This is a genomic window from Mycobacterium sp. MMS18-G62 (assembly GCF_053877835.1).
This window is the reverse complement of record NZ_CM132662.1, coordinates 4,637,344-4,663,979: the sequence shown is the minus strand read 5'-3', so window position 1 is coordinate 4,663,979 and position 26,636 is coordinate 4,637,344. Positions and strand designations below refer to the sequence as shown.

The 26,636-nt window shown below is 64.4% G+C and carries 20 protein-coding genes and 3 rRNA genes; 5 read left to right on the top strand and 18 right to left on the bottom strand.

From position 1 onward, the window contains the following. Window positions 1-6 precede the first annotated feature (6 nt). The 6 genes from ACWW36_RS23175 to ACWW36_RS23150 form a co-directional block, all read right to left on the bottom strand. Window positions 7-834 (bottom strand): tetratricopeptide repeat protein, encoded by an 828-nt coding sequence (locus ACWW36_RS23175; protein WP_456138298.1) that lies wholly within the window; start codon window positions 832-834, stop codon window positions 7-9. A gap of 102 nt (window positions 835-936) precedes the next feature. Then, window positions 937-1,051 (bottom strand): 5S ribosomal RNA (rrf, locus tag ACWW36_RS23170). Between the two features lie 108 nt (window positions 1,052-1,159). After that, window positions 1,160-4,288: ribosomal RNA gene (locus ACWW36_RS23165) — 23S ribosomal RNA — on the bottom strand. A gap of 401 nt (window positions 4,289-4,689) precedes the next feature. After that, window positions 4,690-6,212 (bottom strand): 16S ribosomal RNA (locus ACWW36_RS23160). The 16S, 23S and 5S rRNA genes sit together here, the layout of an rRNA operon. Window positions 6,213-6,605: 393 nt before the next feature. Further along, window positions 6,606-7,880, bottom strand: coding sequence for a tyrosine--tRNA ligase (tyrS, locus tag ACWW36_RS23155; protein WP_456138297.1), 1,275 nt, complete (start codon window positions 7,878-7,880; stop codon window positions 6,606-6,608). A gap of 17 nt (window positions 7,881-7,897) precedes the next feature. Then, entirely contained in the window at window positions 7,898-8,509 is a 612-nt protein-coding gene (locus ACWW36_RS23150) for a DNA-3-methyladenine glycosylase (RefSeq protein ID WP_456138296.1), read from the bottom strand. Window positions 8,510-8,566: 57 nt separating this feature from the next. On the opposite strand from ACWW36_RS23150, the gene ACWW36_RS23145 reads away from it, so the two are divergent. The 3 genes from ACWW36_RS23145 to ACWW36_RS23135 are packed head-to-tail and all read left to right on the top strand — an operon-like array spanning window position 8,567 to window position 10,699. After that, the gene (locus ACWW36_RS23145; protein WP_456138295.1) at window positions 8,567-9,331 is read left to right on the top strand and encodes an ABC transporter ATP-binding protein; all 765 of its coding nucleotides are present in this window, start codon (window positions 8,567-8,569) and stop codon (window positions 9,329-9,331) included. After that, window positions 9,265-10,083, top strand: a complete 819-nt coding sequence (locus ACWW36_RS23140; protein ID WP_456138294.1) for an ABC transporter permease — start codon at window positions 9,265-9,267, stop codon at window positions 10,081-10,083. The genes ACWW36_RS23145 and ACWW36_RS23140 overlap by 67 nt, the downstream gene beginning before the upstream one ends. Before the next feature lies 1 nt (window position 10,084). Continuing rightward, window positions 10,085-10,699 (top strand): TetR/AcrR family transcriptional regulator, encoded by a 615-nt coding sequence (locus tag ACWW36_RS23135; RefSeq protein WP_456138293.1) that lies wholly within the window; start codon window positions 10,085-10,087, stop codon window positions 10,697-10,699. On the opposite strand, the gene ACWW36_RS23130 is transcribed toward ACWW36_RS23135, so the two are convergent. From ACWW36_RS23130 to ACWW36_RS23120, 3 genes are read right to left on the bottom strand one after another with little or no spacing between them, the layout of a single operon-like run. Further along, window positions 10,682-10,897, bottom strand: coding sequence for a Trm112 family protein (locus tag ACWW36_RS23130; RefSeq protein WP_456138292.1), 216 nt, complete (start codon window positions 10,895-10,897; stop codon window positions 10,682-10,684). The two genes, ACWW36_RS23135 and ACWW36_RS23130, sit on opposite strands and share 18 nt — an antisense overlap. A gap of 8 nt (window positions 10,898-10,905) precedes the next feature. Next, window positions 10,906-11,382: a hypothetical protein gene (locus ACWW36_RS23125; protein ID WP_456138291.1), complete on the bottom strand. Its 477-nt coding sequence runs from the start codon at window positions 11,380-11,382 to the stop codon at window positions 10,906-10,908. A gap of 41 nt (window positions 11,383-11,423) precedes the next feature. Then, complete coding sequence (locus tag ACWW36_RS23120; RefSeq protein ID WP_456138290.1) at window positions 11,424-14,393, bottom strand: acyl-CoA synthetase; 2,970 nt, start codon at window positions 14,391-14,393, stop codon at window positions 11,424-11,426. 79 nt (window positions 14,394-14,472) lie between these two features. Here ACWW36_RS23120 and ACWW36_RS23115 point away from each other — a divergent pair, with 79 nt between their 5' ends. Together ACWW36_RS23115 and ACWW36_RS23110 are read left to right on the top strand one after the other, a co-directional pair. Further along, the gene (locus ACWW36_RS23115) at window positions 14,473-16,218 is read left to right on the top strand and encodes an ABC-F family ATP-binding cassette domain-containing protein (RefSeq protein ID WP_456138289.1); all 1,746 of its coding nucleotides are present in this window, start codon (window positions 14,473-14,475) and stop codon (window positions 16,216-16,218) included. Window positions 16,219-16,226: 8 nt separating this feature from the next. Beyond that, complete coding sequence (locus ACWW36_RS23110) at window positions 16,227-16,781, top strand: hypothetical protein (RefSeq protein ID WP_456138288.1); 555 nt, start codon at window positions 16,227-16,229, stop codon at window positions 16,779-16,781. Here ACWW36_RS23110 and argH read toward each other — a convergent pair. From argH to ACWW36_RS23065, 9 genes are all read right to left on the bottom strand, one after another. Further along, entirely contained in the window at window positions 16,778-18,190 is a 1,413-nt protein-coding gene (argH, locus tag ACWW36_RS23105) for an argininosuccinate lyase (RefSeq protein ID WP_456138287.1), read from the bottom strand. The two genes, ACWW36_RS23110 and argH, sit on opposite strands and share 4 nt — an antisense overlap. Window positions 18,191-18,218: 28 nt before the next feature. Continuing rightward, complete coding sequence (locus ACWW36_RS23100; RefSeq protein WP_456138286.1) at window positions 18,219-19,421, bottom strand: argininosuccinate synthase; 1,203 nt, start codon at window positions 19,419-19,421, stop codon at window positions 18,219-18,221. Beyond that, window positions 19,421-19,915 carry an arginine repressor gene (locus ACWW36_RS23095; protein WP_456142591.1) on the bottom strand — a complete coding sequence of 165 codons (495 nt, stop codon included), beginning with the start codon at window positions 19,913-19,915 and terminating at the stop codon, window positions 19,421-19,423. Before ACWW36_RS23095 ends, ACWW36_RS23100 begins: the two co-directional genes overlap by 1 nt. After that, window positions 19,912-20,838, bottom strand: a complete 927-nt coding sequence (gene argF / locus ACWW36_RS23090; RefSeq protein ID WP_456138285.1) for an ornithine carbamoyltransferase — start codon at window positions 20,836-20,838, stop codon at window positions 19,912-19,914. Before argF ends, ACWW36_RS23095 begins: the two co-directional genes overlap by 4 nt. Continuing rightward, window positions 20,835-22,004, bottom strand: a complete 1,170-nt coding sequence (locus ACWW36_RS23085; RefSeq protein ID WP_456138284.1) for an acetylornithine transaminase — start codon at window positions 22,002-22,004, stop codon at window positions 20,835-20,837. The genes argF and ACWW36_RS23085 overlap by 4 nt, the downstream gene beginning before the upstream one ends. Continuing rightward, entirely contained in the window at window positions 22,001-22,873 is an 873-nt protein-coding gene (gene argB / locus ACWW36_RS23080; RefSeq protein ID WP_456138283.1) for an acetylglutamate kinase, read from the bottom strand. Before argB ends, ACWW36_RS23085 begins: the two co-directional genes overlap by 4 nt. After that, window positions 22,870-24,084, bottom strand: coding sequence for a bifunctional glutamate N-acetyltransferase/amino-acid acetyltransferase ArgJ (gene argJ, locus ACWW36_RS23075; protein ID WP_456138282.1), 1,215 nt, complete (start codon window positions 24,082-24,084; stop codon window positions 22,870-22,872). Before argJ ends, argB begins: the two co-directional genes overlap by 4 nt. Beyond that, window positions 24,081-25,130: an N-acetyl-gamma-glutamyl-phosphate reductase gene (gene argC, locus ACWW36_RS23070; protein WP_456138281.1), complete on the bottom strand. Its 1,050-nt coding sequence runs from the start codon at window positions 25,128-25,130 to the stop codon at window positions 24,081-24,083. Before argC ends, argJ begins: the two co-directional genes overlap by 4 nt. Before the next feature lie 65 nt (window positions 25,131-25,195). Beyond that, window positions 25,196-26,581: an alpha/beta hydrolase gene (locus ACWW36_RS23065; RefSeq protein WP_456138280.1), complete on the bottom strand. Its 1,386-nt coding sequence runs from the start codon at window positions 26,579-26,581 to the stop codon at window positions 25,196-25,198. Between the last annotated feature and the right edge of the window lie 55 nt (window positions 26,582-26,636).

Sequence of the window (26,636 nt, the reverse complement as noted above, 5' to 3'; positions counted from 1 at the left end):
CTCACGTCAGGACAACTCCGTGATCCGGTCCTCGGCGTCGGTCACGCCGTCGATGTCCGCGGCCGCGGCTTTGAGGAACCATTGCAGTGAATCTTCCTTGCGGTCCAGCGCCAGCAGCGTCTCGGCGTATGCGTAGAACAGCCGCGCCGCAGTCTGCCCAGTGCCCGCCGGATCGAGTTGTGGCGTCGACAGGATCGCCAAGGCCTGCTCGTGTTGTCCAAGATCGGAGCGCGCGCCGGCCACGACGATGCGCAACTCGTCGGCGGCGTCGCCGGTAAGCGCTGCGGCTTCGGGAGTGCGGGCCAGCTCGACTGCACGTTCGGGACGGCCGACGCCGCGCTCGCAGTCGGCGATCAGCGGCAGCAACGGAGACCTGCTGCCCATTCGGCGTGCAGCACGTAGTTCAGCGAGGGCTTGGGCCCAGTCGCCGCAGTGGTAGGCCGCGATTCCGACGGCCTCGCGGACTGCCGCGATGCGACCAGAGCGGGCGCGGGCAGCACGCGCGTGCTCGAGCGCGGCCTCGGGATCCTCGTCGAGGAGTTCACCGGCAGCGACCAGGTGCCGCGCCACGATATCGGCCGTGGTGCGATCCAAAGTGGTTAGCTCGCCGCGGATTTCGGGCGACAGCTGCTTGGCTTCAACTTCGGGAGGAATCGGCGGACCCTGGTGGCGCGCGGTGTCGCCCTCGGGATTCGGCTGCGAGCGGCGGGCCCGGTCGGGGCCCGACGAACGGGGAGCCGAACGTTGATCACGCGGCCCTCGTCGCGGCGCGCCGGCGTCTGAGCCGCGTCTTGGACGGCGCTCGTTGCTTCCGCCCTGCCTGTCGTGGACCACGTATGCCTTTCTACCTGATGAGGCCGGAATTGAGAATTCGAAATCCATTGCGGCCAAATAGAATCACCCCCCACGCAATTGTGGGGGGTGATCCTAATTTGTGTTCGGCGGTGTCCTACTTTTCCACCCGGGTTGGGTAGTATCATTGGCGCTGGCAGGCTTAGCTTCCGGGTTCGGGATGGGTCCGGGCGTTTCCCTGCCGCTATTGACCGCCGTAACTTTATTCACTTTTTTTGAAGTGCCCACTGTGTGTGGTGGGTGGTGTTATTTGGTGGTGGGGCGCAGTGGTTTGATGCGCGTGGATTTTTGGTGTGGTTGCGAGTTTGTGGGTAAGTTTTCGGCCGGTTAGTGCCAGTTCCCTGAACTTATTGCTAAGTGTGTAGGTCTGGTCTATTGATCCCGTGGTCTGCGGGGGGCCTTATCCCACTTGATGGGTGAGAAGCCTGGTCTTGGAGGGGGTTTCCCGCTTAGATGCTTTCAGCGGTTATCCTGTCCGAACGTGGCTATCCAGCGGTGCCCCTGGTGGGACAACTGGTGGACCAGAGGTTCGTCCGTCCCGGTCCTCTCGTACTAGGGACAGGTTTCCTCAAGCTTCTGACGCGCGCGGCGGATAGAGACCGAACTGTCTCACGACGTTCTAAACCCAGCTCGCGTGCCGCTTTAATGGGCGAACAGCCCAACCCTTGGGACCTGCTCCAGCCCCAGGATGCGACGAGCCGACATCGAGGTGCCAAACCATCCCGTCGATATGGACTCTTGGGGAAGATCAGCCTGTTATCCCCGGGGTACCTTTTATCCGTTGAGCGACACCCCTTCCACTCGGGGGTGCCGGATCACTAGTCCCGACTTTCGTCCCTGCTTGACATGTTCGTCTCGCAGTCAAGCTCCCTTGTGCACTTACACTCAACACCTGATTGCCGTCCAGGTTGAGGGAACCTTTGGGCGCCTCCGTTACATTTTAGGAGGCAACCGCCCCAGTTAAACTACCCGCCAGGCACTGTCCCTGAACCGGATAGACGGTTCGAGGTTAGAGGCCCAATACGATCAGAGTGGTATTTCAACAATGACTCCACAACCACTGGCGTGGCTGCTTCATAGTCTCCCACCTATCCTACACAAACCGTATCGAGCACCAATACCAAGTTGTAGTGAAGGTCCCGGGGTCTTTTCGTCCTGCCGCGCGTAACGAGCATCTTTACTCGTAATGCAATTTCGCCGAGTCTATGGTTGAGACAGTTGAGAAGTCGTTACGCCATTCGTGCAGGTCGGAACTTACCCGACAAGGAATTTCGCTACCTTAGGATGGTTATAGTTACCACCGCCGTTTACTGGGGCTTAAATTCTCCGCTTCACCCCCCGAAAGGGGTTGACGGGTCCTCTTAACCTTCCAGCACCGGGCAGGCGTCAGTCCGTATACATCGTCTTGCGACTTCGCACGGACCTGTGTTTTTAGTAAACAGTCGCTTCTCACTGGTTTGTGCCACCCACTTGTGCTCGAGACCGCGAGGGTCTGTCACACCGTGTGGGTCCCCCTTCTCCCGAAGTTACGGGGGTATTTTGCCGAGTTCCTTAACCATAGTTCACTCGTACGCCTCGGTATTCTCTACCTGACCACCTGTGTTGGTTTGGGGTACGGGCCGTGTGTGTGCTCGCTAGAGGCTTTTCTTGGCAGCATAGGATCACCGAATTCGCCTCACTCGGCTATGCATCACCTCTCGGACTTTGTGACATCCGGATTTGCCTAGATGTCGTCCTACCGGTTTGCCCCAGTGTTACCACTGACTGGTACGGCTACCTTCCTGCGTCACCCCATCGCTTGACTACTACCAACCCGGGTCCCACGCAGCCGGCGACCGTCGTTTCCCGAAGGATCGGATCGGTCACCTTTTGGGTGGTTAGCAGGATTGTTTCGTCAGGGACGCGCACACACGGGTACGGGAATATCAACCCGTTGTCCATCGACTACGCCTGTCGGCCTCGCCTTAGGTCCCGACTCACCCTGGGCGGACTGGCCTGGCCCAGGAACCCTTGGTCTTCCGGCGGGCAAGGTTCTCACTTGCCTTATCGCTACTCATGCCTGCATTCTCACTCCCACACCCTCCACCACTGAATCACTTCGTGGCTTCACCGGATGCAGGACGCTCCCCTACCCAACGTACAAGTACGTTGCCGCGGCTTCGGCGGTGTGCTTGAGCCCCGCTACATTATCGGCGCACAATCACTTGACCAGTGAGCTATTACGCACTCTTTCAAGGGTGGCTGCTTCTAAGCCAACCTCCTGGTTGTCTTCGCGACTGCACATCCTTTTCCACTTAGCACACGCTTAGGGGCCTTAGCCGGCGATCTGGGCTGTTTCCCTCTCGACGCACGGAGCTTATCCCCCGCCGTCTCACTGCCACACTATTGACTTACCGGCATTCGGAGTTTGGCTGACGTCAGTAACCTAGTAGGGCCCATCGGCCATCCAGTAGCTCTACCTCCGGTAAGAAACATGTAACGCTGCACCTAAATGCATTTCGGGGAGAACCAGCTATCACGGAGTTTGATTGGCCTTTCACCCCTACCCACAACTCATCCCCTCAGTCTTCAACCTAAGTGGGTTCGGGCCTCCACGCGGTCTTACCCGCGCTTCACCCTGGCCATGGGTAGATCACTCCGCTTCGGGTCCAGAACACACCACTACACACGCCACTACTGACGTGATACGCCCTATTCAGACTCGCTTTCGCTGCGGCTACCCCACCCGGGTTAACCTCGCGACATGTCCCTGACTCGCAGGCTCATTCTTCAAAAGGCACGCCATCACCCCACGCAAAGCGAGGGCTTTGACGGATTGTAGGCACACGGTTTCAGGTACTCTTTCACTCCCCTCCCGGGGTACTTTTCACCATTCCCTCACGGTACTAATCCGCTATCGGTCACTGGAAAGTATTCAGGCTTACCGGGTGGTCCCGGCAGATTCACAGCAGATTCCACGGGCCCGCTGCTACTCGGGGAAAACGTTCCACGAAAGCCGTTGAGTTTTCGTCTACGGGGCTCTCACCCTCTACGGACAGACCATCCCAGGCCACTTCAACTAACCCAACGGTTTATCACTTCCGCCCCGGTCGGCGGACCGGAGAAAGAAACGCCCCACAACACCGCACACACAACCCCCGCCGGGTATCACATATGCACGGTTTAGCCATCCTCCGCTTTCGCTCGCCACTACTCACGGAATCACACTTGTTTTCTCTTCCTACGGGTACTGAGATGTTTCACTTCCCCGCGTTCCCCCCCGACACCTATGTATTCAGTGCCGGGTGACACGACATCACTCGCGCCGGGTTTCCCCATTCGGACATCCTCGGATCCACGCTCGGTTGACAGCTCCCCGAGGCATAACGCAGCCTCCCACGTCCTTCATCGGCTTCCAGTGCCAAGGCATCCACCATGCGCCCTTAAACACTTACACACAAAACAATTACATTCTCGGAAAAACAAGAAAATTGCATTAACACCCACAACAAACCACCAACCCCCCAAAAAAGAGAGCCAGCAATTCACTGCGAGATGCTCGCAACCACTATCCACAAATCAAACACCACACCCCACCACCAAAACTCGGGGCAACAACACTCCCTATCTCCGGTTTCCCACTCGGGACGAAGAGATAGCGGGCCTGTTGTCTCAAAGCCCAATAGTGTGCCTGGCAATCATTTTCGACCGGCGCCCCGAAGGGCTTCCCGAACCGGTCAGTTGTTTGTTGTGCACCAGACCCCCACCCACTACAGGCGAAAGGCCATCCAACGAATCGCTTGAGTCACCGAACCCCCACACGATGCGGGCGGGCTCAAGTCTCGTGGTGCTCCTTAGAAAGGAGGTGATCCAGCCGCACCTTCCGGTACGGCTACCTTGTTACGACTTCGTCCCAATCGCCGATCCCACCTTCGACCGCTCCCTCCCACAAGGGGTTAGGCCACGGGCTTCGGGTGTTACCGACTTTCATGACGTGACGGGCGGTGTGTACAAGGCCCGGGAACGTATTCACCGCAGCGTTGCTGATCTGCGATTACTAGCGACTCCGACTTCACGGGGTCGAGTTGCAGACCCCGATCCGAACTGAGACCGGCTTTGAAAGGATTCGCTCCACCTCACGGCATCGCAGCCCTTTGTACCGGCCATTGTAGCATGTGTGAAGCCCTGGACATAAGGGGCATGATGACTTGACGTCATCCCCACCTTCCTCCGAGTTGACCCCGGCAGTCTCTCACGAGTCCCCACCATGACGTGCTGGCAACATGAGACAAGGGTTGCGCTCGTTGCGGGACTTAACCCAACATCTCACGACACGAGCTGACGACAGCCATGCACCACCTGCACACAGGCCACAAGGGAATACCTATCTCTAGGCACGTCCTGTGCATGTCAAACCCAGGTAAGGTTCTTCGCGTTGCATCGAATTAATCCACATGCTCCGCCGCTTGTGCGGGCCCCCGTCAATTCCTTTGAGTTTTAGCCTTGCGGCCGTACTCCCCAGGCGGGGTACTTAATGCGTTAGCTACGGCACGGATCCCAAGGAAGGAAACCCACACCTAGTACCCACCGTTTACGGCGTGGACTACCAGGGTATCTAATCCTGTTCGCTCCCCACGCTTTCGCTCCTCAGCGTCAGTTACTGCCCAGAGACCCGCCTTCGCCACCGGTGTTCCTCCTGATATCTGCGCATTCCACCGCTACACCAGGAATTCCAGTCTCCCCTGCAGTACTCCAGTCTGCCCGTATCGCCCGCACGCCCACAGTTAAGCTGTGAGTTTTCACGAACAACGCGACAAACCACCTACGAGCTCTTTACGCCCAGTAATTCCGGACAACGCTCGCACCCTACGTATTACCGCGGCTGCTGGCACGTAGTTGGCCGGTGCTTCTTCTCTAGGTACCGTCACTTGCGCTTCGTCCCTAGTGAAAGAGGTTTACAACCCGAAGGCCGTCATCCCTCACGCGGCGTCGCTGCATCAGGCTTGCGCCCATTGTGCAATATTCCCCACTGCTGCCTCCCGTAGGAGTCTGGGCCGTATCTCAGTCCCAGTGTGGCCGGACACCCTCTCAGGCCGGCTACCCGTCGTCGCCTTGGTAGGCCATCACCCCACCAACAAGCTGATAGGCCGCGGGCCCATCCCACACCGCAAAAGCTTTCCCCCACCAGTCATGCAACCAGCAAGGTGTATTCGGTATTAGACCCAGTTTCCCAGGCTTATCCCAAAGTGCAGGGCAGATCACCCACGTGTTACTCACCCGTTCGCCACTCGAGTCCCCCCGAAAGGGGCTTTCCGTTCGACTTGCATGTGTTAAGCACGCCGCCAGCGTTCGTCCTGAGCCAGGATCAAACTCTCCAAACAAAACCTAAAAAGGCCAATCAGGAAACATCTGACCAAAGCAACCAGTCAAACTGGCAATCAAAAAAACCACACCCCTAAACGGGAAAAAGAAGTGCGGCAAAAAACAACAACAAACAAAAACCACCAAACACACTATTGAGTTCTCAAACAACACACCCACCCAGCCGCGCGACTAGCCCGCGGCTTTTGGCCGCGTACTTGTAGTGCGGACGGTCAGGAACCCACCGAAGTGGGGTTTCCCTCTGGGACGCCGTCGCGCTCTGCGGCTTGGCCGCGTCGCGACGACTTCAACAAGTTACGTGAGGGAAAACTCGGAGTCAAATGGCCTGATAGGGCGTGTTTTTCGAATCAGCGCCCATCGCGCGCACGCAAGCGTGCGTCGACTCCGACAGATCATCCAACGCGCTCGACCCCGGCGATATTCCGCTTGCCGCGACGCAACACCAGCCAGCGTCCGTGCAGGAAGTCCGACGGCTGCGGCACCCACTCCTCGCTGTCGATGCGAACGTTGTTGACGTACGCACCGCCCTCGCCGATCGTCCGGCGTGCGGCGCCCTTGCTGCCAGACAGACCGCTGGCCACCAGCAGGTCAGTGATCGAATCCGCGCCGCCCGGTTTCAGCTCGGCGACCGACGCTTCCCGCAGTGCCGCCGCGAGCGTCGGCTCATCCAGCTCCCCCAGCTCGCCCCGACCGAAGAGCGCCTGGCTGGCCAGTTCGACCCCAGCCGTCGCAGCTTCTCCGTGCACCAGCGTGGTGAGCTCACGGGCCAGCCGACGCTGCGCCGCTCGCTCGTGCGGCCGCTCCTGGGTCGCTTGCTCGAGTTCGGCGAGTTCGCCGGGCGAAAGGAAGGTGAACCACCGCAGATACCGGATCACATCGGCGTCGGCCGTATTGATGAAGTACTGATACCAGGCGTACGGGCTGGTCATCTCCGGGTCGAGCCAGAGGCTGCCGCCGCCGGTGGATTTGCCGAACTTCTTTCCTTCGGAGTCCGTGACGAGCGGTGTGGTCAGGGCATGCACCGTCGCGCCGACCTTCTGACGGACCAGCCGCACGCCGGCGATGATGTTGCCCCACTGGTCGGAACCGCCGATCTGCAGCGCGCATCCGTAGCGCTGATGCAATTCGACGTAGTCGTTGGCCTGCAACAGCATGTAGCTGAACTCCGTGTAGGAGATGCCTTCGCCCTCGAGGCGGCGCCGGACGGTGTCGCGGTCGAGCATCACGTTGACGGAGAAGTGCTTGCCGACATCGCGCAGGAACTCGATCGCGGACAGCTCGCTCGTCCACGACAGGTTGTTCTCCACCACGGCGCCGGTCGGGGAATCGTCGAAGTCGACGAACCGCTCAAGCTGGCCGCGAATGCGGTTGGCCCAGTCGGCGACGGTGTCAGCTGTGTTCAGCGTGCGCTCGCCGGTGTCGCGCGGGTCACCGATCATGCCCGTAGCCCCGCCGGCCAGCACAATCGGCCGGTGGCCGGCGCGCTGAAATCGACGTAGCCCCAACAGCGGAATCAGATGCCCGGCGTGCAAGCTCGGCGCGGTCGGATCGAAGCCGGAGTACACCGTGATCGGGCCGGTAGCCAGCTCGGCCGCCAGCGCGTCGCGGTCAGTGGACTGCGCGATCAGCCCGCGCCAGTCCAATTCCTCCAGAATGTTCGTACCCACACGTTGATCTTCTCGTACTAATCGCTTTCGCCGGGAACCGGCGCTCGCGGACTGCGTCGATACAGCGACACCTCCGGACGGCCAGCCAGCCAGAATCGCCACGGCCGGTCGGCCGCCTGGCTCACGCCGACCCGCGGGCCTTCCACGGCGACATGTTCCTCGCCGAGAGTCAGCCGCACCGGACCCCTCGGGTCGAACAGATCAATTCCGTTGTCGTCCATGGTGATTCCCAACGCAGAACAGAGATTGCCGGGCCCACGGGCCAGTGCCGCAGGGCGAACGAGTTCGCCGCGGCGGGCCTGTGCGACCCCGACGCCCGCCTCGACCGCGGCAGCCCTCAGCAGGACCGCGGCCGCAACTCCATCGGTGGCGCACACGACGTTGGCGCAGACGTGAATACCGTGGCTTCGGTAGGTGTAGAGCCGCCCGGCCGGGCCGAACATCACCTTGTTGCGCCCGGTCGGGCCGCGAAAAGAATGCGCCGCCGCGTCCGGCCACGGTCCATCGGGAGGGCCGCCGTACGCCTCAACCTCGACGATCATCGCGCTCACTCCGCGCCCGGTAAGTGCCGCTCCGAGCAGCCGCCGCGCCGCGGCCACCGGGTCGACGGCCAGCAGCTCTGCACTCACCTCAGCGATTCTGCCGGTGCCCTTGACACACACCACCGGCGGGAGCATATTCATCACATGATGACTTCATCGAGTGATGAATTACTGCGACATGGTGTCGAACCGGTCATCGCCATCGACAATCTCCGCGTGATCCGCGGTAAGCGGCCCGCGATCCACGATCTGTCGGTCCAAATCGCCCGTGGCACCATCACCGGCCTGCTGGGACCGTCGGGGTGCGGCAAGACCACGTTGATGCGATCGATCGTCGGCACGCAGATCCTCGCCGCCGGGTCGGTCACTGTGCTGGGAGAGCCCGCCGGTTCGGCCGCCTTGCGTCGACGGGTCGGATACATGCCCCAGGATCCGACGATCTACGACGACCTGAGAATCATCGACAACGTCCGCTATTTCGCTGCGCTGTACGGAATGGATTCCGGCGCCGCCGACGCTGCCATCGACGCTGTCGGCTTGAACGACCATCGAACAGCATTGTGCGGCAACCTTTCTGGCGGGCAGCGTACGCGCGCATCGTTGGCCTGCGCGCTTGTCTGCCAGCCCGATCTGCTCGTGCTCGACGAACCCACCGTCGGGTTGGACCCGGTGCTGCGCGCTGACCTCTGGGATCAGTTCCACGCACTGGCCAGGAGCGGAATAACGCTGATCGTGTCCAGCCACGTCATGGACGAGGCCGACCGCTGCGGGGATCTCCTGCTGATGCGCGACGGCCATCTACTGGCCCACATCACCCCGGACCGACTACGAGAGGAAACAGGATGCACGTCACTGGAGGACGCGTTTCTGTCCATCATCAGGCGCAGCACCGCAGCCGCAGCCGGATAACTGTTCAGGGCTACACCGCCACAACCGCGAGGATCCTGCGACAGCTCGCCGCCGACCATCGCACCATCGCGATGATGCTGCTCGTGCCGAGTTTGATCATCACGCTGATGTACTTCATGTTCCAGAACGTCCCCACGCGGCCTGGTGTGCCGTCCGGGTTCAACAACGCGTGCCTGATCCTGTTGGGCCTTTTCCCTCTGTTCGTGATGTTCCTGATCACGTCGATCACGATGCAGCGGGAGCGGGCGTCCGGGACGCTGGAACGCATCCTGACCACGCCACTGCGGCGACTCGACCTGCTCGCGTCGTACGGCACCGCATTCGGGATCGCCGCGGCGGTCCAGGCGACGCTGACGTGCATCACCGCATTCTGGTTGCTCGGATTCGACACTGCCGGCAGCCCGATCTGGGTGTTCGTCATCGCGATCGTCAACGCGGTGCTCGGCGTCGGGCTCGGCCTACTGTGTAGTGCGTTCGCCCGCACCGAGTTTCAGGCCGTGCAGTTCATGCCGTTGGTGATCGCGCCGCAGCTGTTACTGGCGGGCATCATCGTGCCGAGGTCACTGATGCCAAACTGGTTGGAATGGATCAGCAACGTCATGCCGGCCAGCTATGCGCTGGAAGCCTTGCAACAGGTCGGCTCGCACCCGGAGCTGACCGGAACCGCCGTCCGCGACATCATCGTCGTCATGGGCTGTGCAGTCATCGCACTGGGTTTGGCGGCTGCGACACTGCGCCGACGGACGCCGTAAATTGACCGCTGAGGTCGAACGCAAACGTCCCGGGCGCCCGCCCGGGACGTCGGATACCCGCGAACGAATCCTGGCCAGCGCACGAAATCTGTTCGCCCGCAACGGAATTGACAAGACATCCATCCGTTCGATCGCTGCGGGCGCGGGTGTGGACCCTGCGCTCGTGCACCACTACTTCGGCACCAAAACCCAACTGTTCGCCGCCGCTATCCACATTCCGATTGACCCGATGGACGTCATCGGCCCGCTACGGGCGGTGCCCGTCGAACAGATCGGCTACACACTGCCGTCGATCCTGTTGCCGCTCTGGGATTCCGAGATGGGTAAGGGATTCATCGCGACGCTCCGGTCGATACTGGCGGGTTCCGATGCGTCCCTCATTCGGTCGTTCCTGCAGGAGGTAATCACCGCCGAGGTCGGATCGCGGGTCGACAATCCGCCGGGAAGTGGAAGGATCCGCGTGCAGTTCGTCGCGTCCCAGTTGGTGGGTGTGGTGATGGCTCGCTACATCCTCGAGCTCGAGCCGTTCAAGTCGCTGCCCGTCGAGCAGATCGCCGAGACCATCGCGCCGAACTTGCAGCGCTACCTGACCGGCGACCTACCCGGACTGACCTGACGCGGAGTCGAGCATCCGCTGGTGTTCGGCATCGTCGGTGATGTCGACCGCCTCGTCGACGAGCAACACCGGGATGCCGTCCTCGATCCGGTATGCGCGTCGAAGCCGCGGGTTGTAGAGGCACTCGCCGTCTACGAGAAGCAGCGGCCCGCGGTCCTGCGGGCACACGAGAATGCTGAGGAGCTTTTCGTCGAGCACGACCGCCGCTAGCCGATGGGCTGGTTGATCGTGTTGCTAGGGCCACCGATGTAGATGCCGCCACCAGGGTCAGTGGGATCCTGGGGCACACCGGGCGGCGGCTGGCCGACGCCGAAGCTGTACCCGGGCTGCGAGGGGTTATTGGAGTTCTGCATTTGGGCCTGCAGTTTGCGCTGGTAGGCGATCGTGCTCTTCAACGCGTCGACAAGTCGCGTCTGGTTGGGCAGGTAATCCCAGCCGGCTTGGAGCGCATCGAGGTTGGACTTGGACGGCCTGAAGCCCAGGGCCCGCAGCGTCAGCGCCTCTTTGACGAAGTTGGAGATCTGGCCGCCGCCTGCACCCTCCATGTACTTCGCACCCACGTCATCGAGGATGTCGGCGTGCGCGGTGGTCGATCCGACGCCCATCAGGAGCCCGATGGCTATAGCGCTGCTGGCCACCGCCCCCGCGGCTGCGCGACGCAATTTACCGGTCTGCAATGTCATCTCCTCCTGCCACCAGCGGGGAGCCTAACAGTGATCACGCCTTACTGCCCCGCGCTGGCAATCTCCGTACGTACCGCCACCGTCAACCGCTTGTATCGATTCGTATCGGGATCCAGATACCAGGCGTTACGCGACGGCTTCGGGATTCCCTCTGCTCGGAGCGGGCTGATCAGCGGTCGATACGATGCGCTGAGCTTCATCTCGGACACCACGTGGACGATGTCGGGCGGGTTGCCCACCGGCAGATCGGCCAGCGCCTCGGACAGATCGGCGGACGGGATGCTGCCGCCGGGGCACAACTCCAGCGCGGTGATCGCGAGCTGGTGGCCGCCTACCTCGACGGGGTACGTGACGGCCAGATCCACCGCCCCCAGCCGTCCGACGGCGTCGTTGATCGTCGACGCGTAGACGGGGCCGCGGGCCGTGTGGATGACCGCGCTGCGATTGTCGACGAGCCAATAATCGCCGTCGTCGTCCCGGCGGAAGAGATACTCGGTCGACACCCAGGTGTCAGCGGGCGCAAAGACGCCGCGTTTGACAGAGGCCGTCGGATCGACGGGGCCGCGCGGGCGGGCAAGCAGCACGCCGACCTCGTTGGGCTCGGACCTGCGGACGAATCCGCGGTCGTCCTCGAGGATCAGGTCGTCTTCGGCGTCGTAGGCGGCCAGTTCGACTTCGCCGCCGCCTGGCAGCGGCCTGCCCTTGCTGCCGATCTTGGCGCCGGACACGTTGGCCAGCACGGCCTGGCCGTCGGTCGTCGCGAAGAACTCGACGATGTGCGCCGGCTCGAAGACCTCGATGACCCGTTTCCACAGTCCGCTCGGCATGCCGGAACCGATGAACAGGCGTACCGGGTGGCTGCCGGTGAGCGTGAACGCCGGGTCGTCGATGACCTCCCGCAGCATGGCCCAGGTGTACGTCACCACCGTGACGCCGTACTGGCGGATTTCCTGTAGGAACCGATCGGGGCGCAGCCCTCGCGACAGTGCGATGCGGGCACCGCCGACGACCGCGCCGCCCAGCGCCACGAGCAACCCGGATTGATGGTGCAGTGGAGTGAGGCAGTAGACGGTGTCGCCATGGCCGAGGTTGGCGGCCGACGCGGTGCCGAACGCCGAAAGTGCCCAGCGGTAGTTCGTGATCTGGCGCGCGATGAGTTCGCCGCCGATGTTGCTGAACGCGACGAAAGCCAGGTCCCGCGCGAGCCCGGGGTTCGGCCGATACCAGCCCGGCAGGTCGATCACGTCGGGGTTGATCTTCTCCATGTCGACGACGTCGGCGTGCTCGGGAAGGTCCAGGTCGCGAGATTCGCCGCCGCCGAGAACAAGCACCCGCATATTGAGCCTGCGGGCGGCGTCGAGGTTGCTTGGATCGGCGATGATTTCGGACACCGCCCCGAGGCGGGCCGCGGTGGCGAGATCAACGTCCGGCGGCATCAACACCGCGACCGCACCGAGGCGTGACAGCGCCGCGATCGCGACGAGTGCGCTGGGCCGGGTTTCCATCAGCACGCCGACGTGCACGCCCTGTCGGACGCCGACGTCGATCAGGCCGCGGACCACGTTGTTGATTCGGCGGTCCACGGCCTCATAGGTGTGGACACGGCCGTCGTACAGCAGGCACTCGCCGTTGGGGGCGTCGCGGGCCTGCTCGGACATGATCCGCCCGAGCGACATCCTGGTGTGGTCGTTGATCTGGCCAAGACGGGCGAGCCTCGGCAGCGTGCGGGCTGTCTCGACCGCCAGCGTCCGCGCCGACTTGTTGGCCGCGACGAGCGCGTCGGCAGCGGACCGGGCCAGGCTGAAGACCATCTCGGTAGCCGCCGCCGTGGTGTGCGCGACGCGCGAGCTGAGCGTCACACCGCTCTCGCTGTGCTCGGCGGGTTGCAGCGCCATCGGCGTCACGGCGTCGGGCAGGTCGCCCTGGCCGTCCAGCCACCTCACCCACTTGGCGACCGTCGGCCAGGTCTGCGTCGACGCCTTAGAACCGACGACCAAACCGAAATGCCCTGCGCGGATGCAGTATTCGAAGACATCGGCCTGTGGGGCGGCACGCTTGATGCCCCGCACCGATGCCGGCTGGCCGATGTCGTCGACCTCGCCGATGACGGCCAGCACCGGGCAGTTGATATCGGACAGCGTCACCAGGTCGCCGTGGATCGAGAAACCGCCGCTCATCATCCGGTTGTGGGCGATGAACTGCTTGAGCAGTTCTGCGATCGCCGGACCCGACCAGGCGATCCAGCCCTCTGACGCGAGGAACCGCCGCTGCTGCTCGCGGGGCAACAACGCCTCGCGGTCGTGCAGCTGACGCAGGAACTCCAGCCGCGACTGTGCCGTCTTGATCGGATCCAGCATCTGGAAGCCGGTGCGGGCCAGCCAGCCAGGGATATCGATGCGGCTGAACACGTGGTCGGCCATGAACTCCGCGGCGGCGGGCGCGAGGGCGGCAGGCAGATTCATCGGCAGCGCCGCCAAAGTGTCGACCGGCGCGCCGAACGCGACGATGCTGGCGAGGTCCTTCGACCGCCGGTAGGCGGCGGTCTGGTAGGCGAACATGCCGCCTTGCGAGTAGCCGGCCAGATGCACGTCGCGGCCGGTCACCTCTTTGACGGTGTCGATGGCTTCGCTCAATGCGACGACGTGGTCGGCGAGGTTGCGCTGCATGCCGCCCTCGACCTTGTCGGGTGAGCCGAAGTCGATGACCCATGGGTCGATGCCGGCGTTGTGCAGGATGCCGACGGCCCCGTCGTCGCGGGTGACGTCCCACATGTCGGCCGACATCATCATCGGGTGCACCATGAGCACGGGCGGTCCTGGCAGCCTCGCCCCTGGCCGCGCATCCGGCGGGAAGTAGCGCCGCAGCCGGTACATGGGCACGCTTTGGATGATCTGGAACGGCGAGGGCACCGCGCCGGTCTCCAGGCCGCCGTAACGCAGCACTTCCAGCCCGTTTTGCGCGGTGGCCACCAGCCGTCCCACTGGCCTGGTAAATGCCGAAAGGTCCACCACGACCTACTCCCCTTTGCGCCGTCAGTCCCCCGACTGCCGCCGATCATCATGGCACGCCGCCGCCCTATCATCGCGGCTGATGGCGAACATGATCAACGTCGAGCGCGCAACGGTCGGCTACGGCACCCGCACGCTCCTCGACGGGGTCAGCCTGGGCGTCGAGGACGGCGATGCGATCGGCGTCGTCGGCCGCAACGGTGACGGTAAGACCACCTTGCTGCAGGTGCTCACAGGAACGAGGGAGCCGGATTCGGGCCGGGTCACGCACACCTCTGGACTGTCGGTCGGATACCTGCGGCAGGGTGACGAACTGATCGGCGCCACCGTGCGCGACGTCATCGTCGGCGGCCGGCCGGACCATGTGTGGGCGGCCGAGCCCAACACACGCGACGTCGTCGAGCATCTGCTGGGCGGTGTCGACCTGGACAGGGACGCGGCGGGGCTATCGGGCGGAGAGCGGCGCCGAGTGGCGCTGGCCGAGGTGCTGCTGGCTGCCCACGACGTGCTGGTGCTAGACGAGCCGACCAACCATCTCGACGTCGAAGTGATCGGCTGGCTCGCGTCTCACTTGAATGCGCGCCGGGCCAAGGCGCTCGTGGTGGTCAGCCATGACCGTTGGTTTCTCGACGCCGTGTGCACCCGCACATGGGAAGTGCACAGCGGCGCCGTGGACGCCTATGACGGCGGATACGCCGCATATGTGTTGGCTCGTGCCGAGCGGATGCGATTGGCGGCAGGAACCGAGGCGCGGCGACGCAACCTGATGCGTAAGGAACTGGCGTGGCTGCGGCGCGGTCCGCCGGCACGCACGTCGAAACCGAAGTTCCGGATACAGGCGGCCAACGAACTGATCGCCAACGAACCGCCACCGCGCGATTCGCTTGTGCTGCAACGGTTTGCGACCACGCGGTTGGGCAAAGACGTGTTCGACCTGCATCGGGTCCGGCTCGAGGTGGGGCCGAATGTGGTGCTTGATCGCATCGACTGGTCCATCGGGCCGGGCGCGCGCATCGGGCTCGTCGGCGTGAACGGCACAGGCAAGACGTCAGTGCTGCGACTCCTGGCGGGCGAGCTGAAACCGGCTGCGGGCACGATCAAACGGGGCGCGACGCTGAAGATCGGCTATCTGAGCCAGGCGCTGGCCGAGATGGACGGCGACGACCGCATCCTCGACGCCGTCGAAAATCACCGGCGAATAACCGAATTGGCGGGCGGGCGCGAAATCAGCGCCGACACCCTGTTGAAGGACTTCGGGTTCACCGGTGACAAGCTGACCGCGCGCGTTGCCGACCTGTCCGGCGGTGAGCGGCGCCGGCTGCAGTTCATGCGGCTGCTACTCGACGAACCGAACGTGCTGCTTCTCGATGAGCCGACCAACGACCTCGATATCGACACGTTGACCGTGATCGAGGACTACCTCGACGGCTGGCCAGGCACGCTGATCGTCGTCACACACGACCGCTATTTCCTGGAGCGCGTCACCGACGTCACCTATGCGTTGACCGGCGGCGGTCGGTGCGATCTGCTGCCCGGCGGCATCGAGCAGTATCTGGCGGGCCGGGAAGCGGCATCTGATATCGCGGCTCGGCCTGAGCCCGCGCGCGCAGAGTCGGCGTCGGCGCGGGAACGGCGGACGGGCAAGGAGTTGGCTCGGATCGAGGGACAGCTCGCGAAGCTGGACGACCGGATCACCGCGCTGCACGAATCGATGGCCGACGCGGCGTCCGACCACGTCCGGCTGGGTGAGCTCAACACCGAACTCCGCGAGTTGCAGGCGCGTAAAGACGAACTCGAGGAAGCGTGGCTGGCGGCCGCCGAGGAATAATCGGCGGTGTGCGTCTGGGCATCGCCGATCACCTCGGATGGGCTGTCGCCGTCACGGCGTCAGCCGACTTCAAGGTCATCGACCGTCGACGGATTGAGCTCGTCGAGCCCGGCTTGACCGCCGCCCCGATTCACTATGACCGCGGACGTCTCGATGTCGCCGCGATGACTGAGCTTGTGGCGAAGGTGCGAGCTTCAGTTGTTCGCGCGGCATCGGCCGCACTGGATGACATTGCCGCCGCTGTGCCCGAACCCGTCGAGTCGATCTCGCTGCGAACCTGGCCGCCGAACTTTCCACACGACATCGCCATTCAGCTGCGGGCGCCGTATGAGGCCCGCGCCGACGCGATCATGTATCGGCAGATACTCGCCGAGCTCGCGGTCGCGCGGGGATGGAAGGTTCATCTGTACGACGCCAAACGAGTTGAAGCGCAGGCGGTCCCGATCCTGACCGATCGCGCCGACGAGGTCCTGCGTAGTCCCCGGACCACCCTAGGACCGCCGTGGACGAAGGACCATCGGGTCGCGCTCGCCGCGACGATCGTCGGCGGAGTGACGCCTTAGCGGCGCAGTTTGAGCCGCAGCTTGTCGGCGGTGTCGCGAACGACGCCGAGTTGTTTGGCCACTTGAATTGGTGCCGTTCCGCCTCGGGCATCGCGCGAGTTCACCGATCCGTCGATCGTCAGCACCTCGCGCACGTCCGGTGTCAGCTGCGGGTGGATCTCAGCGAGTTCCGCATCCGCGAGGTCTTCCAGGCCGATGCCGCGGGCTTCGGCGGCTCGCACTGCTGCGCCGGCAGCCTCGTGTGCGACCCGGAACGGCACGCCCCTGCGGACAAGCCATTCCGCGACGTCGGTCGCCAGGGTGTAGCCGAGCGGGGCCAACTCGGCCATCCGGTCGACGTCGAAGCGCAGCGTGCCGACGAGTCCTGCCATGGCCGGCAACAGCAGTTCGAGCTGTGCGACCGAATCGAACACCGGCTCCTTGTCCTCTTGCAGGTCGCGGTTGTACGCCAGCGGCTGCGCCTTGAGAGTGGCCAGCAGGCCGGTGAGATTGCCAATCAACCTGCCCGACTTACCGCGGGCAAGCTCGGCGATGTCCGGGTTCTTCTTCTGCGGCATGATCGAGCTACCCGTCGACCACGAGTCGTGCAGGGTGACGTAACCGAATTCCGTTGTGCTCCACATGATGATGTCTTCGGCGAGCCGCGACAGGTCCACCGCGATCATCGTGAGCACGAATGCCGCCTCGGCGGCGAAGTCACGCGACGCGGTGGCGTCGACCGAATTGTCCGCCGCCGCGTCGAAGCCCAGTTCGTCGGCGATCGCGTCGGGATCGAGTCCCAGCGACGACCCTGCCAATGCACCTGATCCGTACGGCGACACCGCGGCTCGCTTGTCGAAGTCGACGAGCCGGTCCACGTCGCGCAGCAGCGGATGTGCGTGCGCCAGAAGATGATGTGCCAGCAGGATCGGCTGCGCGGACTGCAGATGCGTCTTGCCCGGCATGATCGCGGTCGGATGTGCGGCCGCCTGCGTCGCGAGCGCGCCGACGACTTCGAGCACCCCGTCGGAGACCCGCCGCACCGCGTCGCGCAGCCACAGCCGAAACAGCGTGGCCACCTGGTCGTTTCGTGACCGGCCGGCCCGCAGGCGTCCACCGAGCTCGTCGCCGACGCGGTCGATCAGGCCGCGCTCCAGCGCCCCGTGGACATCCTCGTCCGTGACCAGCGGGCCGAAGCTTCCGTCGGCGACGTCCTGCGCCAGGCTGTCGAGTCCCGTGATCAGACCGTCGCGCTGTTCTTCAGTCAGCAGTCCCGCGCGAAACAGCACACGTGCGTGGGCCTTTGACGCGGTGATGTCATACGGCGCGAGAACCCAGTCGAAATGGGTGGACTTGCTCAACGCGGCGAGCGCTTCCGATGGCCCGTCGGCGAACCGTCCGCCCCACAGCGAGCCTTCGTTGGTGCTCATAGTTGATGCTCTTCGCGCAAGCAGCTCATCACTGACCCGCGAGATCGCGTCGCGCAGAGATCTTCGACGACAGGCCGTGCACGTGGACGAAGCCCTTGGCCGCCGACTGGTCGAACGTGTCGCCCTCGTCGTAGGTGGCAAGGTTGAAGTCGTACAGCGACTCCGAGCTGCGCCGGCCGTTGACGGCGATGTGCCCGCCGTGCAACACCATCCGGATTTCGCCGGACACATGCTCCTGCGTCTTGGCGACGAACGACTCCAGCGCGGTCTTCAGCGGCGAGTACCACAACCCGTCGTACACCAGCTCGCCCCACTTCTGATCGGTCGTCCGCTTGAAGCGGCCAAGCTCGCGTTCCAGCGTGACGTGCTCGAGTTCGGTGTGTGCGGTGATGAGCACCATCGCACCCGGTGCTTCGTAGATTTCGCGGCTCTTGATGCCGACCAGCCGGTCCTCGACGACGTCGAGCCGGCCGACGCCCTGAGAACCCGCGCGCTCGTTGAGTTCCTCGATCGCCTGCAAGACGGTCACCGCCCTGCCGTCGATCGAAACCGGCACGCCCTTTTCGAATCCGACGATCACCTCGTCCGGGGTGCTCCAGTTGACGGTCGGATCTTCGGTGTAGTCGTAGACGTCCTTGGTCGGCGCGTTCCACAGGTGTTCCAGGAAGCCGGTTTCCACCGCTCGGCCCCAGACGTTCTGGTCGATGGAGAAGGGCGAACGCTTGGTCACGTTGATCGGGATAGCGTTCTCCTCGGCGAACGCGATGGCCTTCTCGCGTGTCCACGCATAGTCGCGGACCGGCGCGAGCACTTCGAGATCCGGTGCCAGCGAGGCGAATCCGACCTCGAAGCGGACCTGGTCGTTGCCCTTGCCGGTGCAACCGTGTGCGACGATGCCGCCGCCGAACTCTCGGGCAGCGGCGACCAGATGCTTGACGATCAGCGGCCGCGAGAGCGCCGACACCAGCGGGTACCTATCCATGTAGAGCGCGTTCGACTGGATCGCCGGTAAGCAGTATTCGTCGGCGAATTCGTCTTTGGCGTCGACGACGACTGCGTCGACCGCGCCGCAGTCCAGGGCTCGCTTGCGCACGACCTCCATGTCTTCGCCGCCCTGACCCAAGTCGATAGCGACGGCGACGACCTCTTGGCCGGTCTCCTTGCCGATCCAGCTGATCGCCACCGAAGTGTCCAAACCGCCGGAATACGCCAGAATGACGCGTTCGGACATTAACCAATCTCCTTTTGTTGGATGCTTTCGAACTTGGTGGCCAACTCGGCGCCGGTCATCGGTTCACGGGCGACCACCAGGATGGTGTCGTCGCCTGCGACGGTGCCGACGACGTACGGCAATGCCGCACGGTCGATCGCACTGGCCAGGTAGTGGGCGGCGCCCGGTGGTGTACGCAGCACCGCGAGATTGCCGCTGGCGTCGGTGGATACGAGCAGTTCGGCCAGCAGCCGCGACATGCGTTCGGTCCCACCGGAGACGCCGCGCACCGGGCTGCCGTCCTCGGGAACGATGTAAACGCCGACGCCGCCGTCGGCGCCGCGCAGCTTGACCGCGCCGAGCTCTTCGAGGTCCCGCGACAGCGTGGCCTGGGTGACGTCGATGCCTTCGGCGCCGAGCATTTCGGCCAGTTCGCTTTGGCTGTGCACTGATTGCGACGACAGTATCGACACGATGCGCGCCTGCCTACCGGCGCGGGTGGCAGCCGACGTCATCGCGATCGCTCCAACAGCCACACCAGCAGCGCCTTCTGGGCGTGCAGCCGGTTCTCGGCTTCGTCCCACACGGCGCTCTGCGGACCGTCGATCACGTCGTCGGTGATCTCGTCGCCGCGATGCGCCGGAAGACAATGCAGGACAACAGCATTCGGGTCAGCGAGTTCGAGCAGCTCGTCGTTGATCTGGAACGGCCGGAAGGGGCCCACGCGATCCAGGCCGTCGTTCTCTTGCCCCATCGACGTCCACGTGTCGGTGACCAGCACATCAGCGCCGTCGGCGGCGGCCTGAGCAACGTTGGTCACCCTGACGGTGCCGCCGGTCTGCAGCGCGCGCTTCTCGGCAGCGACGACGAAGTCGGTATGCGGCTCGAATCCGCCCGGCGCTGCGATCGTGACATGCATGCCAGCGGTGACGCCGCCAAGCATCAGCGAGTGAGCCATATTGTTGGCGCCGTCGCCGAAGTACGCCAGCCGCAAGCCTTTCAGCGAGCCCTTACGTTCGGTCAGCGTCTGAAGATCGGCGAGCACCTGGCAGGGGTGAAACTCGTCGGATAAGGCGTTGACGACGGGCACGGTCGAGCCGGACGCCATCGCCTCCAGGCGTTCCTGGGCGAACGTCCGCCACACGATCGCATCCACGTAACGGGACAACACCCGGCCGGTGTCCTCGAGAGTCTCGTCGCGGCCGAGCTGGGTGTTGCGGCCGTCCACGACGACGGCGTGCCCGCCGAGCTGGGCGATGCCGATCTCGAACGAAAAGCGGGTTCTGGTGGAGTTCTTATCGAAGATCACCGCCACGCCGCGGGGCCCCTCGAGCGGACGAGCGCGCAACGGGTCCTTCTTCAATTCAGCGGCCAGCGCAAGTACCTCGGCCTGCTCGTCGGGGGTCAGGTCGTCGTCGCGCAAGAAGTGGCGGATCATGACACCGCCTTGTCGAGCACGCCGGGCAGGGCCGTCAGGAAGTCGTCGATCTGGCCCTCGGTGATGACCAGCGGCGGCGCCAGCCGAATCACGTCCGGCGCAGCGGCATTGACCAGGAAACCGGCATCACGGGCGGCCGCCTCGACGGGTTTGGCGGCGTCTGCGCTCAACACGACGCCGCGCAGCAGGCCGCGGCCACGGACGTGGTCGACCAGCGGATGACCCAGCGACTCGATGCCGTGGCTCAGTGTCTTGCCGAGCACGTCGGCGCGCCCGATGAGGTCGTCGTCGGCTAGTACCTTCAGCACCGCGAGCGCGGCCGCCGTGCACACCGGGTTGCCGCCGAAGGTGCTGCCGTGCAAGCCGGGGGTGAGCAGTTCGGCCGTCTCACCGACGGCGAGACACGCGCCGATCGGCAATCCGCCACCCAGCCCCTTCGCCAGGGTCACGATGTCGGGGGTGATCCCGTCGTGCTGGTGGGCGAAAAATGCTCCCGTGCGACCCATTCCGGTCTGCACCTCGTCGAGCACCAGCAGCGCGCCGTGTCGTGCCGTGATCTCCCGAGCGGCCACCAGATAGCCGGCGGGTGGGACGACCACACCGCCCTCCCCCATGATCGGCTCGAGGAACACCGCCGCGGTGTCGTTGTCGACCACGGCTTCCAGCGCGGCGACGTCGCCGTACGGGACGTGGGTGACGTCGCCGGGCAACGGGGCGAACGGAGCCTGCTTGGACGGCTGGCCGGTCAGCGCGAGCGATCCCATCGTGCGGCCATGGAAAGCCCCTTCGGCGGCAACGAGTTTCGTGCGTCCAGTGAGCCGGGTGATTTTGAAGGCAACCTCGTTGGCCTCGGTTCCGGAGTTGCAGAAGAACACGCGGGCGTCGAGCCCCAGCAGGCCGACAAGCGCTTCGGCGAGCGCGATACCCGGTTCGGTGGCATACAAGTTCGACGTGTGGCCGAGCGTGTTCATCTGCCTCGTCACGGCATCTATGACCGCGGGATGGCGGTGACCGAGGATGTTGACGGCGATGCCGCCGAGCAGGTCGACGTATGACTTGCCGTCGACATCGGTGACCACCGCGCCGTCACCCGTGGCCAGCGCGAGCGGCGGCGTGCCGTAGTTGTTCATCATCACCGACGACCAGCGCTCAACCAGAGTGCTCATGCGGATACCACCTTCGTGCCCGTCCCCTCGTCAGTGAACAGCTCGGCCAGCACGCAATGCTCGACACGGCCGTCGATCACGTGTGCGCTTGGCACACCGCCCGATACGGCGCGCATGCACGCCTCGATCTTGGGCACCATGCCGGTCTCGAGCGTCGGCAGAAGTTGCGTCAAGGCCGCGGTGTCGATCTCGCTGACCAACGAATCACGGTCGGGCCAGCGGGTGTAGAGCCCTTCGACATCGGTCAGCACGACCAGCTTCTCCGCGCCAAGCGCCTCGGCCAGCGCGGCCGCCGCGGTGTCGGCGTTGATGTTGTGCACGACGCCGTCGGCGTCGGGCGCGATGGTCGAGACCACCGGAATACGTCCTGCCGCAATAAGATCCCGCAGCGCCTCAGCGTTGACACGTTCGACGTCGCCGACAAGGCCGATGTCGGTGGCCACGCCATCGACGGTGACGCTGCGGCGTACCGCGGTGAACAGGTGGGCATCCTCGCCGGTGATGCCGACTGCGTACGGGCCGTGCGCGTTGATCAGATTGACCAGCTCACGACCGACCTGACCGAACAGCACCATGCGCACCACATCGAGCACCTCGGGTGTGGTGACGCGGAAGCCACCCCTGAAATCGCCTGCAATTCCGAGCCTTTTCAGCATGGAAGTGATCTGCGGTCCGCCGCCGTGCACGACGACCGGATGAATTCCGCAGTTGCGCAGGAACACCATGTCGGCAGCGAACGCGGCCTTGAGCACGTCGTCGGTCATCGCGTTGCCGCCGTACTTGATGACCACGATCTTGTTGTGCATCTGCTTGAGCCATGGCAGCGCGGCGGCGAGCACCTGGGCTTTGAGCGGTGTGGCGAGCGTCATGAGCTGTAGGCCGAATTCTCTTCGACGTATGCGTGTGACAGATCGGTAGTCCGGATCGACGCCTGTTCCCCACCGACGCCGAGGTCGATCGTGACGTCGATGTCGGCACCGGACAGGTCGACGTCGCGCGCGCCCGGGGCACCGGTGCCGTTGGCGCAGACCGGATACCCGTTGAACGACACGGTGATCCGGTCGGGGTCGATGGCGAACGGCACCATCCCGACGGCGGCGAGCACGCGGCCCCAGTTCGGGTCGGAGCCGAATAGCGCGGTCTTCACCAGGCTGTCGCGGGCAACCACGCGCGCCGCGGTGAGTGCGTCTTCTTGACGGGCCGCTCCGGTGACGGTGACGACGATGCGTTTGGTGACTCCCTCGGCGTCGGCTTGAAGCTGCGCGCACAGGTCGTCGCAGACCCGCAGCACCGCGTCATCGAGTTCGCTTTGGCTGGGCCGGATTTCGCTGGCCCCGGAGGCCAGCAGCAGCACGGTGTCATTGGTGGAGCAGCTGCCGTCGATGTCGAGCCGGTCGAACGTCGCGGCGGTCGCGTTCCTCAGTGCCTGGTCGAGTGCGTCGGCGTCGGCGACGGCGTCGGTGGTGATCACGGTGAGCATGGTTGCCAGGGATGGCGCCAGCATGCCCGCCCCCTTGGCCATGCCGCCGACCGTCCACTTGTCGGTGTGGTGCAGCGCAACCTGTTTGGGCACGGTGTCGGTGGTCATGATCGCCCGTGCAGCCTCTTCACCGCCGCTCAGACCGCCGGCCAGTTCATGTACGACTTCCTGCACGCCGGCCAGCACCTTGTCCATCGGCAGCCGGTCACCGATCAGTCCGGTCGAGCACACCGCGACTTCGATGGCGCCGGTCTCGGTGCCCCAGTCCGACAGCGCGGCCGCGACGCCCTCGGCGGTGGCGTGGGTGTCCTGGAAACCCTGCGGACCGGTACACGCGTTGGCGCCGCCGGAGTTGAGGATGACTGCCCTCAGCCGTCCGGTCGTGAGCACCTGCTGACTCCACAGCACCGGCGCGGCCTTGACCTGATTGCGGGTGAACACGCCGGCAGCGCCGTAGTCGGGGCCCTCGTTGAACACCAGCGCGAGATCGAGCGCGCCGGATTCCTTGATCCCGGCGGCGATTCCGGTGGCTTTGAAACCCGCGGGCGCGGTGACACCCTGGGTACGGACCAGCCTCGTCGAGTCGGCGATGTTCGTCACGGCGCGACTCCGACGATCGACAGCCCTTCGGTTTCGGGCCAGCCCAGTGCGAGATTCATCGACTGCACAGCCGCGCCGCCGGTGCCCTTGACGAGATTGTCGATGGCGGCGATGGCGACGAACGTCTCGGCATCCTCGTCGACCGCCACGGCGAGCTGGGCGGCGTTGCTGCCGATCACCGCGCCGGTTTTAGGCAGTTGCCCCTCGGGCAGCAGGTGAACAAAAGGCTCTGCGTCATAGGCTTTTTCGTACGCGGCGCGTAGCTGCGATAGTGGCGTGGTGGTGCGCGCCGTGCAGGTAGCCAGAATGCCGCGTGAAGTCGGGATGAGCACTGGGGTGAACGACACGGTGACGTCCTTGTCGGTGACCGCCTTCAGGCCCTGCGCGATCTCGGGAGTGTGGCGGTGCTTTCCGCCGATGTTGTAGGCACGAGCTGACCCGATGACTTCCGAGCCGAGCAGGTCGGTCTTGGCGGCCCGGCCCGCACCGGACGTTCCGCTGACGGCGACGACCGTGACGGCGGGCTCGATCAGGTCCTCTGCGAGCGCAGGCCACAACGCGAGCAGTGCCGCGGTCGGATAGCAGCCAGGCACGGCGATCCGCGTGGCCCCGCGCAGCCGGTCACGTGCCCCGGGGAGTTCCGGAAGTCCATAGGGCCAGCTGCCGGCGTAGTCCGAGCCGTAGAACTTCTCCCACACCGTCGAATCGGTCAGCCGGAAGTCGGCACCGCAGTCGATGATCACGGTGTCGGGAGCAAGCTGGCCCGCCAGGGTGGCGGAGTGGCCGTGAGGCAGCCCTAGGAACACGACATCGTGGCCCGCCAGCACGTCGGCGTCGGTGGCTTCCAATACCCGGCCGGCCAGCGGCAACAGGTGCGGATGGTGCTCGGCCAGCGACGTGCCCGCACTCGCGGCCGCCGTCAGCGCGCCGATGGCGAGCCTGCCGTCGGCGTAGGCAGGATGACCGAGCAGCAGCCGCAGGATCTCTCCACCTGCATAACCGCTGGCACCGGCCACCGCGACAGAAGTCATGCAGCGATTTTGCATGGTTATGCAATGCGTTGCAAATCAATTTAGCTGGCCATACCGTTGCATGTTCCCGAGGCCGGGTCTTACGGCACGCCCAGCTGTCTGGCGAGCCACGGCAGCGCACCGGCGAAGATGTTGGCCGCCATGATCCAATCGTGCTGTCCGACCACCGTGAACACCTTCGCGTCGATGCCGTAGCGGCGGGCGCTCAGACACAGCAGGACCGCCGCTGCCGCCGGGTTGTCGGCTTCGCCCCGATACTCGCAGTGACGAAGCGCGCCGTGCCCAGCGGTGCTGGACATTCGGCTCGGAGGGGTCGAAGAGATCGCGATGAAGTATCCAGAAAGGCCCGTGTATTGCCCGTGCCGGTGCATCGCCGCCCTCGGATCGAACGTCTCCCAGGCTTGCATGCTGCCAGCGAACAGACGGTCCGTCGTCTGCTCGACCGAGCCGGCTGTGGGCCCGATATCGCCGCCGATGTCGACAAAAGCGTTGAATACGTCAGGGTGCATGACCGCCAGGTCCACGGCGCAGGTGCCGCCCATCGAGAATCCGACGACGCCCCAGCCAGAACCCGGCCGCCGCACGCCGAACCGCGAAACCATGAACGGCGGTACATCGTTGATCAGATGGTCAGCCGCATTGCCACGCGGACCGTTGACACATTCTGTGTCGTTGTTGAATGTCCCTGCGACATCCACGAACACCAACACGGGGGCATAGCCGTCATGGTCGTGGGCGAACGAATCCACTGTCGCGACCGCATTACCGGCACGTAGCCAGTCCTGCGGTGTGTTGAAGGCAGCGCCGATCATCATCACCACAGGCAGGTCCACCGGTGGAGTGGCGGCAAACCACATGGGAGGTAGGTACACCAGTTCCCGCCGATGGTGGAATCCAGAAGCGCGGGAGGGGATCTCGACGCTGACCACCGCGCCATGTCCGGAGGTGTCGTGTCTTTGCCGGCGGTTGTCCAGTGCGGCTGCGTCCATCTCGTCCGGAAGCGGACCGGCTGTGAGCTGGTTCCATGCCAATTGCACCGTGGGGAAATAGCCGACCCACATGTTCAGCGCAATAGCGACGCACAGCAGGCACAGTGGCACTGACAAGACCGACGCCGCCCTGAACGGCCACCGCGTGCGGGGCCATCCGGCCACTGCGAAGACGACCGCGACACCGGTCAAGAAGAGCCAGATCCACAACATCACGGGAATCGGCTTTGTGAGCATTCCCTGCGAGGTCATGTAGCGGTTCGTGCTGTAGGCGACGACCGCACCAATGAGCGCGGCCAGTGGAATCCACAGCTGCAGCCAGCGCCGGGCGCGGCGCGCCACCGCAACCACCAACACGACGGCGGTCAGGGCCTGGGCAACTGTCGGCAACCAACCGCTCATCAGGCTCCACTGCCCGCCGAACGGAGCGCCGGCCGGGTCCGCGAGGAGAAGGGCGAGGTGCTGGCCCGATCTCATAATCCCCAGTATGCGAGCGGAAGACGACCGGCTGCTTTCGCCCAAGGTCTGGCAA